Here is a 12,689-nt window from a genome sequence, read left to right as displayed (position 1 = left end):
TTTTTTAGATGGGACATAATTGGTATGTCCCACCCTCTTTTATGATTAATGAAAGTTCAGTTGCTAGAGTGTTTTTCACTTAACATACCGACTGAATCGATTTTCCATTCTTTCCTGAAAAAATGCAATAATGATACATAGCGGCCAGTAAATTAGCGCTACTAAAATATACATTGTTAGCGAGTCAAATTCCCTTCCTCCCGCAATCTGTGCCTTCTGAAACAACTCCGGAACAGTAATAACAGCTGCAAGAGATGTAGCTTTAACAAGGTCTAAAAATACATTGGTTAGTGGCGGCATTGCAATTCTTACACCTTGCGGTAAGATTATCTTTCTCAATGTCTGCCAATAGTTAAATCCTAGAGCCTTCGCAGATTCCCATTGACCATTTGGGACACTATTGAGTGAGGAACGAATCACTTCTGCAATATAAGCAGCACTATTCAGACCGAATCCTATTACTGCAGCCATATATGCTGACATTCGAATTTCAATCATCGGTAAACCATAATATAAAATAAATAAAAATACTAAAATTGGTGTACCTCTCATAAAAGAAATATAAATTCTTGCCGGATACCTTAAAAGTATTAAGTCAGAGCTTCTTGCAAGGGAAATAAACAACCCAAGAATAAGCCCTAATACCATTGATGCGAAGGATACAGCAATCGTCATCGGCAAACCGCTTAATATAAAAGGTAAATTTTCCAGGGCTAGCTTTACATCAAAAAAATCCTGCATCGGTATCTCACACCTTATAAATCAAGACCTTCAATCTCCTCAATTTCCTCTTCGGGTTTTTGAGAAGCATCTTCTTGATAAAATTCAATTGCCAGTTCAGACAATGTACCATCTTCACGCATTTCAGCAAGCTTTTCATTAATTTTCGTCTGCAAAACAGTCGCATCTTTAGCCATAACTGCAGCTTGTTCTGTTGGATGGAATTTCAATTCAGGATGTAACATAATATTAAATTCCGGAAAAGCAGCGACACCGAATTTCGACAGATAATAGTCATTCACAATGACGTCAGTATTACCATTATCGACATCTCTTAAGTATGCTTCATTTGGAGCATTTCCATATGTAACAACTTCCGCACCAAAATGTTCAGCTATTTGACTGTAAATAGTTGTTGCTCCTCCACCAGCTCGTTTTCCTTCTAAATCTTCTAAACTGTTTATGCCGGAATAATCGTCTTTTCTTACAACCATTGTGGTGTACGAATACTTATAGGGATCCGAAAAGATAAACTGTTCTTTCCGGTTGTCTGTTGCTTCAATGTCATTTGCTGCGACATCAATCCTTCCGCTCTGAATAGCTGGGAGCATACTGTCAATGCCCATAATTTCAAATTTCACTTCCAGCCCTAATCTTTTAGCAACCTCTTTCATTATCTCCACATCATAGCCGGTCAATTCTTCTGTACCTTCTTTATAGGTGGAGGCTCCGATTAATGTGCCGGAAGTACCAACAATAAGCTCACCTCTGTCCTCAATTTCCTTCCATTTCTTATCAACATTCTCAGATGTATTTTCGTCTGAGCTTTCTGAGTTTGCTTTGTTATCCTCCGTATTTTTACTTTCTTCGTTTGCTGTTCCACATGCCACTAACAAACCTGTAAGCAAGAATATGAAAATTAAAAATATTTTTTTCAAAACTGTCCACCCCTTTAAATTGTTATATATATTCTAACAAATAAAAGATAACAGTTTATCCTTTGCTTTTCAACCTTTTTGGATTCTGTAACTATATATTTACCTACCCTGTTATAATACTTGTTTCTTCCTTTAACAAAACGGAAAAGAAATTCCTATCTGCCCATGTTGACTTTTCACCTGAAACACTTATAATTAAATTAATTATTAGTTTATAATAATTATTAATAACGAAAATGATTATTATTATCAACAGCCCAATTCTTTGATATTGGTTCTCAATAAACTATAAGGAGGATGAATAATGAGTAATTATATTAGAATGATTATAAACAATATGCCATTTAAGTCCAGAAAAAGCAGAAAGGAAATAATCATAACTTTAACTAAACACCGTGAGCTAATTGCCGCAATATTCAGCGGGATCTTAATCCTCATTTCATGGCTTTTACACGATAAAGTGAATGATTGGGTTTTTTACACCGTATTAATCAGTGCTTTCTTGATCGGGGGATTCGCTAAAGCAAAAGAAGGTATTACCGAGACAATGCGAGATCACACCTTAAACGTTGAACTCCTGATGATTATCGCTGCTATTGGTGCTGCTTCTATTGGATACTGGACTGAGGGAGCTATTCTAATTTTCATATTTGCTTTATCAGGAGCCCTTGAAAGTTACACAGAAGAAAACAGCCAAAAAGAATTAAAATCACTGATGGAACTGCAGCCAGAAACAGCACTGCTTATTTCACCGGACGGATCCAAAACTGTGCACGTTTTAGACCTTAAAATCGGTGACCAAATATTTATAAAAGCTGGGGAAAGGATTCCGGCAGACGGAATTATACGGCATGGGCGCACATCAATTGATGAGAGTACACTAACAGGGGAATCGATGCCAATAGGCAAATCAATAAATCAGCAAGTTTTCGCTGGAACGATTAATTTAAATGGCAGTATTACTGTGGAAATCAATGAGTTGGCAAATGAAACATTATTTCAAAAAATTATTCACCTTGTTCAACAAGCCCAAAGTGAAAAATCACCCTCTCAAGCTTTTATTGAGAAATTCGAAAGTACCTATGTGAAAGTTGTACTGGTAACTGTCGGGATGATGATGTTTCTGCCACACTTCCTGTTTGGCTGGTCATGGCAGGATACTATTTACAGGGCAATGATATTATTAGTAGTCGCATCCCCATGTGCTTTAGTTGCTTCTATTATGCCAGCAACATTGTCAGCCATTTCAAATAGCGCAAGAAAAGGTGTACTTTTTAAAGGTGGGGTACATGTTGAAGCACTAGGAAAAATCGAAGTGGCAGCCTTCGATAAAACAGGGACATTAACAAAGGGAAAACCTGCTATCACTGATGTTTTCATCCTGCCATATACAGACAGGGAAGAGTTAATTTCAGTTGTCAGCGAGATGGAGAATCAATCAAACCATCCATTAGCAACAGCATTAACCACCTGGTGTAAAAATGAGAATACCATGTATACTCCCGATATCCGGAAAATGGTTCATATTGAAGGCAAAGGAATGGAAGCAAATGATGATCAGAACTTTTGGCAGATAGGAAATGCTGAATTAATCGGCAAAGAAAAAGCAGAGCATTTTTTACACACATTTCCCAACTGCCAAGCTAAAGTGCAGGGTAAAACAGTAGTCTATGTTGCTAAAAATAGAGAAATTTGTGCATTATTTGCCTTGGAAGATCCAATAAGAGATGACGCGATTCGAGCAATAGATGCTCTTAACGATTTAGGTATTAAAACGGTTATGTTAACTGGTGATAATGAGGACACCGCAATGTCTGTTACTTCTAAAATCGGGATAGATTATTATAAAGCAAATTGCTTACCAGCTGACAAGGTGAAAGAAATCAAGAAACTGTCCCACTCTTCCAATACAACTGCAATGATAGGTGATGGTATTAACGATGCTCCTGCATTAGCTACAGCTGATATCGGAATTGCTATGGGGGCAGGTACGGATGTTGCATTGGAAACTTCAGATATCGTATTGGTAAAAAATGATCTCCTTAAGATTGTGGATGCCGTGAAAATATCTCGTAAAATGAACCGGATTATAAAGCAGAATATTATCTTTTCTATTATTATCATTTCAGGTTTAATTGCTTCTAACTTTATGCAGGTTATTGACTTACCATTGGGTGTCATCGGACACGAAGGAAGTACTATCGCTGTGATTCTTAATGGATTAAGATTATTGCGCAACTAAATGATGAGATTTTATAAATGATAGTTTTCCTAAGTTGTGATGTGAGATTCACTTAAACTAACAGGACACAGATGTCAATTGCATCTGTGTCCTGTTATCTTCATATTATTTTGCAAGTTTCTTTTTCTCGTAAAGCGCATTGATCTCTCCACCAGCTATAATAACCATTGCTGATAAATAGAACCATAGCATTAAAATAATTACACCACCAAGACTGCCATATGTTGCAGAATAATTACCAATTGATGATACATAATAAGAGAATGCTAATGATGTTAACTGCCAGCAAATCGTTGAAAAAACCGCACCTATTACGACATGTTTAAATTTTACACGTTTACTTGGAGCTAGTAAATATAATGCAGTTAAAACGATGAAAAAGATGACAGATGAAATAACCCATCTCAAGGTCTCCCACAGGGAAATAAAGTCATCGGACAGACCGACGAACGAGAAGATATACTCCCCTATCATACGCCCAAACACCGGAAGCGCGAATGCAATTAAAATAACAAATACCATTGCAATTGTTAAAATAATAGAAATCCCGCGCACTACGATAAATGATCTCTCTTCGTCGATATTATACGCCTCATTAAATGCGCGCATTAAGGCATTAACCCCGTTTGATGCGGACCAGAGTGTACCAATTATCCCGACAGATAACAAACCGCCGTTACGGTTATTCATTACCTGAGTAATGTTGTCATTCAGCAATTTGTTAATTTCCTCTGGTGCATAGTTAGAAATAAAATTGATTACATCAATATCACTATATGGCAGGTATCCAATCAATGTTACGAGAAAGATCATGAAAGGGAATAAAGACAATAGAAAGAAATAGGATAATTGTGCAGCAAGGCCTGGAACATCATCATCATTAATTCTTTTAAATAATTGCTTCAGGAATACAATGAACGGATTATCCAGCCATTTCTGCTTTTTCATTTTTCTTTATTCCTGGTCACATCTTCTAATTGCTGGAGCATATCCATTGCTGTTGATAATCCGCTAGTTAGCTGTTTAGAACATTTTTGATAATTTTCATTTATCTGATGGACAAAATCAGCGGGATGCTTAGCATAATACTTCAAATTATCTTTAGATTGGAGGCACTTTTTATTCACAAAACTCCTTGTATCGCGATCGAAAAGTGTTAATAATCCACCTACTACCGCTCCTGCTATCATTCCTTTTATTAACAGTTGTTTACCCATTGATTATCCACCCCTTCTTTTCACTGCTATGTTACTGTTTTTTTAATATAAATGAATATAATTGTTCGCATCCTTCTTTTACTAGTTCGTATGTGTAATCAAAATTCTTCGTAAAATACGGATCGGGAACATCCTTTTCTTTTGCATCTTTAACAAAATCCATTAATTTTTTAACCACGGTATTTTCTGAATGTTTCCCTAAACTAGATAAATCATTCATATTCTGTTCGTCCATAGCAATAATGTAATCAAACTCATTTAAGTCCTTTAATTCAATCTGCCTCGCTTTTTGTCCTTTATAAGAGATATTCATTTCATCTAACTTTGCGCGTGTTCCATGGTGCGGAGGTTTCCCAATGTGCCAATCACCCATTCCAGCTGAATCAATATAAAATTGATCTTCCATCCCTTCTCTGTGTATAATTTGTCGAAACACTGCTTCTGCCATTGGGGAGCGACAAATATTCCCTAAGCATACAAATAATACTTTAATCATATACTACCACCTATTCCTTCTGGTTAATCCTAATATTCATAATTTGCACGTTTCGTTAGTGTAAACTGTTTAGTTTCATGCCTATTTCATTGGCATCCAGCGGCTTACTGTAAAAATACCCCTGATAATAATCACAGTCTTCATCACGGATAAAGCTTAAAATTTGCTCACCTTCCACACCTTCTGCTACTACTTTTAAACCAAATGTATGACCTAACTGTATCATTGCTTTGATGATCTCCGCACTACCTGACTCTGTAAATAAATCTTTAATAAATGATTGATCGATTTTCAAAAAGTTTATTGGGAATTTTTGTAAATAACCCATTGACGAATACCCTGTCCCGAAGTCATCAATAGATAAAGAAATACCCATTTTCCTTAACTCTTTCATCGTTCTAATACATGCATCTGTATTTTGCATCACACTGTTTTCTGTAATTTCTATTTCTAAGTAATTTGGATCCATACCTGTCTCATTAATAGCATTTTTTACTTTACAGAGGAAGTCAGCCTGCTGCAACTCAATCGCTGATACATTGACTGCAATTATTACGGGTTCCGCTCCTGCTTCTTTCCAACGCATGAATTGGCGGCATGCTTCATAAAGTACCCATTCACCAATTGCATGTATCATACCAATTTCTTCAGCAATCGGTATGAAGGTTGATGGGGGGATCTTCCCTTTTTTCCCATGTTCCCATCTTATTAACGCCTCCACACCAACAATACGATTTGTTTGAACATCTACCTTCGGCTGATAAGCGAGTTTAAATTCGTTCAATTTAAAAGCTTTTCTTATATCAGATTCTAATAATAGTAATTCATTATAGGTTTGGCTCATTTGTTTATTGTATTCATACACCTGGTTACCACCATGTACCTTTCCATAATGAAGGGCAATGCTAGCTCTGTTAATATATTCTTCAGCTTCATTCGCAAATTCCTCAATATAGCTTATGCCCATTGTTGCCGTTATATAAAACTCATGATTGGCAATAACGATTGGCTGCCTTATTTTTTGCAAGATCTGTTTGGTTAAATGATTCACATCCTCTGTAAGACGGCCAAATACTATTACAAATTCATCCCCATCTAAACGATAGAGATAACTGCCATCAGGGATCATCGCATCAATTCTCTCAGCAATCATAGTAATAACCTGATCACCTGCAAACTGGCCTATCGTATCATTGATATTTTTTAACCTGTCTAAGTCACAGAATACTACTGCTTTTGGTTTATTTTCCGCATCATTATGTATAAATAACTCCATGTCTTTCATTAACTTCTGTCTGTTTGGTAAATCTGTTAACGAATCATGGTTTACTATATGTTCTATTTGCTTGATAGAGTAATCAAAGGACGAAATATCAATCACTGTTCCAACTATTTCGGTAACAAACCCGTCTTCAAGTAGAGGAGATAACATTGCTTTTAGATGTAATCCTTTAAATTGAAACTTAAATACTTCCTCTTCACCATGGAATGCGCTATCTACTTTATCTTTCAGCAGCAGGCATGTATCCTGATCTAGTTGCTCAATTATTTCATTAAGATTTTTAGAAATATTTAACTTTTGGGATAACTTACCTTCCATAAATGTAAAAATCATTTGACCATCTATCTTTTTTAATTTGAAGATAAGATTCATGACCTCTTGTAGCATTTTCGTATAACTAGATTGAATTACCCCTGCATCTTTCTCCATAATCGATTCATTTTCTGAAACTTCCATCAGGACCATAACAAATAAATCCGGCTTGTCTTCATTTTGCGCAAACGGGAAAACATGGGCGTTATACCACGTTTTCTCATTATTTGAGTTATTTAGATAAACCTTACCTTGCCATTTTCCGTTTTCAATAACTTCCTTAGTAATATTTAAAAAAGAGTTTGTTGAGTGAAATAAAGTGGAAATTGCCTGTTTGTTTAAATCCTTCTCTGAATAAACCAGCCGGTATTCACTATCAAAAATAGCATAGGAAACAACTTGTTCAATTATATGGAACAGTTTGCTTACACTGTTGAATTGTTCCTGAATTTCTCCATGAATCACTTCTCTTTTAGTTTCAGTGTCTTCATTCATTAATTTATTTAATTTGTCTGTTAATTGCTCGTTATTAAATAAATGATTTATCGAAGTTAACTTCATACCTTTTCCATTTATCATGATATTTTCTCCTCTAGAATAAACGATTCAATTTATGTTGATATTTTTTGTACCCCGAAGTTTTCTTAAACTGGTGTTTTTCCATAAGCATCTGAAATCTAAGTTGTTTCTCAGACAATCGTTTTTCTAACTGTTTCTTTTCAGCTGCATCCCGGCATAATTTTAACAAATCACACAGAGAAACTATCTCTTTCTTTAATACCACTTCTTCAGGTAAATAGCCACTATTTTTCATAATACGGTAAGACATTCTCAAATCTTCAGGTACATGTGACAACAGATCAGATTTAAGAGGTTTTCCCTTTCCATCTAAATGGTCAAAGTCCCCATTCCTAATAGCTTGCTTAATTTTTTCCTCTGCTAACTGTGTAAAAATGTCCAAGACTTCTCACCCTAACTTCATCAGTCTCTTCTTAAAAGTACTTTTTACATTAGCCGATAATGTACTGATATCTACATATTGTTTCATTTTTTCTTTATTTTCCCTTTGGTGAAACAGACAGTCAAATATGTCATATGGTGTTACTCTCGATTCTGATTCTTCCACCTTTATCAGTTTATCACGTGAAGAAGCTTTACCTTCCTTCAATACTCGAAAATAATATCCACTGAATCCAGTTCTTGTAACCTCAGCAGGTATGTTTCTTATCTGATGATATGCGGCAATTTTATAACATGGCTGACGGGGCTGGGAAACCTGAATAAATGCTTCCCCAAGCTGGAAGATATCCCCTATATATAAGTCTTTTTCCGTTAATCCTTTAACAGTTATATTCTCACCAAAAGATGGATAAGTAAAGTTAAGTTTATATAAACTTTCCCAGTATGTATAATGGTCTTCTGCGTACATTAGTAACGCTTTTTCTTCCCCGCCATGGTTTTTCAGGTCGGCTTGTCCATCTTCGCAAAATCCGGTCATTGTCAAATAGCACACTTCAGTTGTAGGCCGTTTGACAAATCCGGTATGTATTTCCTGGCCTCCAAACTGATGTAATTGAGGCTGTCCAACATTTAAGGAAACAATTTCATAGTTCATTGACGAGCTCCTTCCTGATCCTCATATCTATATTATACCGGATATTTCAGAAAAATTTAACATTATAAGAAAATTATCATATAAAGTCGAAATAGTATGAAAGAAACAAACAACTAACATTAAATTCCACTCCAAGTACGGTCATAATTTCTTCTTTAAACTAGAACAATTATAGAAGAGGATAAATTATGCTACAACATGGAGGTTACTATTAATGTTTTCAAATACAGAAATCGGTATAGATTTAGGTACTGCTAATATCTTAATATATACAAAGTCAAAAGGAATTATTTTAAATGAACCGGCAGTGGTGGCACTGGACACACGGACGAATGCCGTTGTAGCTGTCGGAAATGAAGCAAAAAGTATGATAGGTAAAACACCTAGACATATTATACCAGTCAGACCGCTAAAAAATGGAGTAATTGCAGACTTTGATTCAACTACACAAATGCTGACAGCTTTTTTAAGAAAAGTTGGCAAAAAATCAGGTTTATCAATGCGTAAACCTAGTGTAGTTGTTTGTACACCAACAGGAAGTACTGCTGTAGAAAGAAGAGCGATTGATAATGCTATCAAAAGTTTTGGAGCGAAAGAAGTACATTTAATTGAAGAACCAATCGCAGCAGCAATTGGAGCAGATTTACCTGTTTCGGAGCCACAAGCTAGTATGATTGTTGATATTGGTGGCGGTACGAGTGAGGTTGGGATAATCTCATTTGGTGGTGTTGTTACAAGTCGATCTGTTCGTGTCGGCGGTGATCACATCGATGAAGAGATTATTCAATATATTAAAAAGAACTACAATGTATTAATTGGAGAAAGTACTGCTGAGAATATTAAGATTGAAATTGGTTATGCATTGATAGATCACCCTGAGCAAACAATGGAAGTTCGTGGCCGAGATCTTGTAACAGGTTTGCCAAAGGTGATTACCATTCGTTCCACAGAAGTGCAATCTGCAATCAAAGAAGTGTTGGAAACAATTCTTCATGCGATCCATGATACACTGGAAAATTGTCCGCCAGAGCTTAGTGGAGATATTGTAGACCAGGGGATAACTATTACAGGCGGTGGTGCTTTATTACAAGGCATGCAAGAATGGTTGTCCAGTGAAATTATGGTACCAGTGCATATCGCTCCAAATCCACTGGAATCTGTTGCTATCGGCACAGGACGTTCCTTAAAAATGATCCAGAAACTGCAAAAAGCCGCTAAATAGCTTTTATGAAACCTCAGCAAAAACCGGGCAGTCTGCTCGATTTTTGCTGCTTTATTTAACTGATCTTTCCTTCCATTATTCAAAGGTAACAAAAAAGGTTTCAGGACCTGTCGGTTGATGACTCCCCCCTAATGGTTCAAGGCTTCCTTTCAGAAATTTATAATGAGATAAATCATCCAGCCTGTACAAAACTCTTGTCGTTCCGTTTTCCACCATTAAAATTTCACCTTTTGCCCGGTTTTGATGATCTACTATCCATAGTTGATGATCGTTTTGATCCAAACCTGATAATCCGTATAATTCCAATAATATCTCCGAGGTTTCATTGTTAACCCACACTTCTCCATTGACCTCATTATTTGCAATCGGCACAATTTCCTGTTTTTCCACTTGCGGATTACTCACAAAGATCTCCTGATCCTTAATTTCACTATTTTGGAATATTTCATACTTTGGTTCTGTTGTTACTGATTGTCTTAATAAATCAGGCAGTGACAGGCATACTATCATAATTATCATCATACCTGCGGCAACAGCAAATGGTTTTTGAATTTGCCGTTTTTGAAGCCATCCTCTTTTTAGTCGTTTATCAACTCTTATCTTCAGAAATGGTGATGGAATCGTTTCATTACCAGTTGGCAATGCCTCCTGCCAAAATAAGTATAACTGTTTACACTGCTCACATTCTGATATATGTTCTTCTATTTTAAAATTCTCTGATTCCTCTGTATCTCCATTAAGAAAGTCGATTATTTCCTCTTCTCTGACATGTTTCTTATTCATCTCACTTGTCACCTCCACTTGAGCTGATCCATCTTAGCAATGATTTCTGTTTGCGAAGGTTTTGAAGTCCATACCTCACAGATGATTTAACTGATCCAAGAGGACGGCCCAGTTCCAGCGCGATCTCTTTTTGTGTAAACTGATCAAAATACATATAGTAAATCGCCTGTCGTTGTTCAAGTGGTAAACGGTTTAATGCTCTCTGCAACACTTCCTTTTCCATATTTTCTATAACATACTGATCTGCAGCAGGGCTTACCTTTGTTAATATATCTTCCATCTTATTCGCCAAAAGTTCGGTCTTTTTTCTCAGCCGATCTAATGCCCTTGACCTTGTTCTGATTGCAATCCATGCTTTAACACTACCTCTGTCTGTGCTGTATTGATTTGCTTTTTGGTAGATTTCAATTAGTACATCATGGCAAATATCTTCTGCCTCTAAGCGGTTTTTTATAATATTATAGGCAATCTGGAAAATATACCGGTGATATTTCTCATAAAAAAGATCAAAAGCATTCTTCTGATTTTCAGCCATCTGCTTAATTAACAAATGATCATCCAAAATCATCGCCCTCTTTCTTCTTTTATGGATAAGAGCGTCTCTTAAATTATATTTTACAAATTTTTTTGTAAAAGACAAATCCAAAATCAAAATTCTTCCGTATTACTTAATGATAAATATATTGGGGGAGGATTTTTGATGAAGAGATTATTCATTACAGTTTTCACTTCAACATTTATTGTACTTTCATTATTTTTCTCAGGGATAGGTCTAAAAGCAGCCGGTGGACTTACACTCTTTACACCTTATAGCGGATTATCCGTAACACCTGGAGAAACATTGACCTATAGTGTCACGGTAATTAACAGTAATTCTTCTATTGCCAATGTCAGCTTTGATGTAGAAGGATTACCAGAAAACTGGAAATATTCAATAACTGCAGGGGGAAAAGATATAAGTCAACTATCTATACGAGAGAACTCCGAAGAAAATGTCCAGTTCGAGGTAACAGTCCCTTTAGAAATTGAAAAAGCTGACTATAATTTCCGTCTTGTCGCAAATGGTAATGGTGACCAATATGCAGAACTACCATTTAAAACAACAGTAACAGAACAGGGAACTTTTGAAACAGAGTTATCATCAGAACAACCGAATATGGAAGGACATGCTGATGCGACATTTACTTATACAGCTACTTTGAAAAACCGGACAGCAGAACAGCAAACATATGGTTTAAGTGCTGCAATACAGGATGGCTGGGGGGTGCAGTTTAAAGCAGACGGTAACAATGTGACCTCCGTAACATTAGAACCTAACGGATCAAAGGATATTACGGTTGACGTTACCCCGCCAACAAATATTCAGGCAGATACTTATCAGATCCCTATTAAAGCTGCAACCAGTACAACATCTGCTGAAACTACATTAGAGGCGGTAATAACAGGTTCCTACAGTTTAAGTATTAGTACTCCTAACGGGAACCTAAGCACAGATATTACTGCAGGCAGATCACGAACCATTGATTTAGTTGTTGAGAACACGGGGACCACAACATTAAATGATATATCGATTAGTGCAAGTACACCGCCTAATTGGGAGTCAGAGTTTGATGAAAGTTCTATCGCTGTATTGGAGGCAGGAAAATCTAAAACAATTAAAGCAACTTTAACCGCACCAGATGATGCAATAGCGGGAGATTATGTAACAACATTTACAGCAGACAGCGGGGAAACCAGTTCGGAAGCTGACTTCCGTCTCTCTGTTAAGACATCCACTCTTTGGGGAATTGTTAGCATTCTGATTATTTTAACAGTAATTGCCGGCTTATACTTTATTTTCAGAAAATATGGGAGGAGATAAC

13 protein-coding genes are annotated in these 12,689 nt (G+C 36.3%); 3 read left to right on the top strand and 10 right to left on the bottom strand.

Annotated features, from left to right (window positions below):
- Positions 1–75 precede the first annotated feature (75 nt).
- Positions 76–741: an amino acid ABC transporter permease gene (locus tag BMW36_RS08075; RefSeq protein WP_089740356.1), complete on the bottom strand. Its 666-nt coding sequence runs from the start codon at positions 739–741 to the stop codon at positions 76–78.
- A 14-nt stretch (positions 742–755) separates the two neighbouring features.
- Positions 756–1,658 carry a transporter substrate-binding domain-containing protein gene (locus BMW36_RS08070; protein ID WP_089740355.1) on the bottom strand — a complete coding sequence of 301 codons (903 nt, stop codon included), beginning with the start codon at positions 1,656–1,658 and terminating at the stop codon, positions 756–758.
- 304 nt (positions 1,659–1,962) lie between these two features.
- Here BMW36_RS08070 and BMW36_RS08065 point away from each other — a divergent pair, with 304 nt between their 5' ends.
- Positions 1,963–3,900: a heavy metal translocating P-type ATPase gene (locus BMW36_RS08065; RefSeq protein ID WP_089740354.1), complete on the top strand. Its 1,938-nt coding sequence runs from the start codon at positions 1,963–1,965 to the stop codon at positions 3,898–3,900.
- Between the two features lie 105 nt (positions 3,901–4,005).
- On the opposite strand, the gene BMW36_RS08060 is transcribed toward BMW36_RS08065, so the two are convergent.
- The 6 genes from BMW36_RS08060 to BMW36_RS08035 are packed head-to-tail and all read right to left on the bottom strand — an operon-like array spanning position 4,006 to position 8,822.
- Positions 4,006–4,848, bottom strand: coding sequence for a YihY/virulence factor BrkB family protein (locus BMW36_RS08060; RefSeq protein ID WP_089740353.1), 843 nt, complete (start codon positions 4,846–4,848; stop codon positions 4,006–4,008).
- Positions 4,845–5,117 (bottom strand): YtxH domain-containing protein, encoded by a 273-nt coding sequence (locus tag BMW36_RS08055; RefSeq protein ID WP_089740352.1) that lies wholly within the window; start codon positions 5,115–5,117, stop codon positions 4,845–4,847. Before BMW36_RS08055 ends, BMW36_RS08060 begins: the two co-directional genes overlap by 4 nt.
- A gap of 31 nt (positions 5,118–5,148) precedes the next feature.
- A complete protein-coding gene (locus BMW36_RS08050) occupies positions 5,149–5,613 on the bottom strand; it encodes a low molecular weight protein-tyrosine-phosphatase (protein WP_089740351.1) in 465 nt (154 codons plus the stop codon).
- Between the two features lie 55 nt (positions 5,614–5,668).
- Positions 5,669–7,786, bottom strand: coding sequence for a putative bifunctional diguanylate cyclase/phosphodiesterase (locus BMW36_RS08045; RefSeq protein WP_139180301.1), 2,118 nt, complete (start codon positions 7,784–7,786; stop codon positions 5,669–5,671).
- A gap of 13 nt (positions 7,787–7,799) precedes the next feature.
- Complete coding sequence (locus BMW36_RS08040; protein WP_089740350.1) at positions 7,800–8,168, bottom strand: DnaJ family domain-containing protein; 369 nt, start codon at positions 8,166–8,168, stop codon at positions 7,800–7,802.
- A gap of 6 nt (positions 8,169–8,174) precedes the next feature.
- Positions 8,175–8,822: an MOSC domain-containing protein gene (locus BMW36_RS08035; protein ID WP_089740349.1), complete on the bottom strand. Its 648-nt coding sequence runs from the start codon at positions 8,820–8,822 to the stop codon at positions 8,175–8,177.
- A 214-nt stretch (positions 8,823–9,036) separates the two neighbouring features.
- Here BMW36_RS08035 and mreBH point away from each other — a divergent pair, with 214 nt between their 5' ends.
- The gene (mreBH, locus tag BMW36_RS08030) at positions 9,037–10,044 is read left to right on the top strand and encodes a rod-share determining protein MreBH (RefSeq protein WP_089740348.1); all 1,008 of its coding nucleotides are present in this window, start codon (positions 9,037–9,039) and stop codon (positions 10,042–10,044) included.
- 75 nt (positions 10,045–10,119) lie between these two features.
- Here mreBH and BMW36_RS08025 read toward each other — a convergent pair whose 3' ends face one another.
- Positions 10,120–10,827, bottom strand: coding sequence for an anti-sigma factor (locus BMW36_RS08025; protein WP_089740347.1), 708 nt, complete (start codon positions 10,825–10,827; stop codon positions 10,120–10,122).
- Between the two features lies 1 nt (position 10,828).
- Positions 10,829–11,389: an RNA polymerase sigma factor gene (locus BMW36_RS08020; RefSeq protein ID WP_175480381.1), complete on the bottom strand. Its 561-nt coding sequence runs from the start codon at positions 11,387–11,389 to the stop codon at positions 10,829–10,831.
- 138 nt (positions 11,390–11,527) lie between these two features.
- Between BMW36_RS08020 and BMW36_RS08015 the strand changes: the two genes are divergently transcribed.
- The gene (locus tag BMW36_RS08015; RefSeq protein WP_089740345.1) at positions 11,528–12,688 is read left to right on the top strand and encodes a COG1470 family protein; all 1,161 of its coding nucleotides are present in this window, start codon (positions 11,528–11,530) and stop codon (positions 12,686–12,688) included.
- The last annotated feature ends 1 nt before the right edge of the window (position 12,689 follow it).

The organism is Gracilibacillus ureilyticus, assembly GCF_900111195.1.
GTDB classification, from domain to species: domain Bacteria; phylum Bacillota; class Bacilli; order Bacillales; family Amphibacillaceae; genus Gracilibacillus; species Gracilibacillus ureilyticus.
The sequence above is the reverse complement of the archived record's forward strand: the minus strand, read 5'-3'. Positions and strand labels throughout refer to the sequence as shown.

What these genes read in the sequence shown, in the direction of transcription:
- BMW36_RS08075 (WP_089740356.1), bottom strand. Translation starts at nt 741, where the DNA reads ATGCAGGATTTTTTTGATGTAAAGCTAGCCCTGGAAAATTTACCTTTT.
- BMW36_RS08065 (WP_089740354.1), top strand. Translation starts at nt 1,963, where the DNA reads ATGAGTAATTATATTAGAATGATTATAAACAATATGCCATTTAAGTCC.
- BMW36_RS08060 (WP_089740353.1), bottom strand. Translation starts at nt 4,848, where the DNA reads ATGAAAAAGCAGAAATGGCTGGATAATCCGTTCATTGTATTCCTGAAG.
- BMW36_RS08055 (WP_089740352.1), bottom strand. Translation starts at nt 5,117, where the DNA reads ATGGGTAAACAACTGTTAATAAAAGGAATGATAGCAGGAGCGGTAGTA.
- BMW36_RS08050 (WP_089740351.1), bottom strand. Translation starts at nt 5,613, where the DNA reads ATGATTAAAGTATTATTTGTATGCTTAGGGAATATTTGTCGCTCCCCA.
- BMW36_RS08045 (WP_139180301.1), bottom strand. Translation starts at nt 7,786, where the DNA reads ATGATAAATGGAAAAGGTATGAAGTTAACTTCGATAAATCATTTATTT.
- BMW36_RS08035 (WP_089740349.1), bottom strand. Translation starts at nt 8,822, where the DNA reads ATGAACTATGAAATTGTTTCCTTAAATGTTGGACAGCCTCAATTACAT.
- mreBH (WP_089740348.1), top strand. Translation starts at nt 9,037, where the DNA reads ATGTTTTCAAATACAGAAATCGGTATAGATTTAGGTACTGCTAATATC.
- BMW36_RS08025 (WP_089740347.1), bottom strand. Translation starts at nt 10,827, where the DNA reads ATGAATAAGAAACATGTCAGAGAAGAGGAAATAATCGACTTTCTTAAT.
- BMW36_RS08015 (WP_089740345.1), top strand. Translation starts at nt 11,528, where the DNA reads ATGAAGAGATTATTCATTACAGTTTTCACTTCAACATTTATTGTACTT.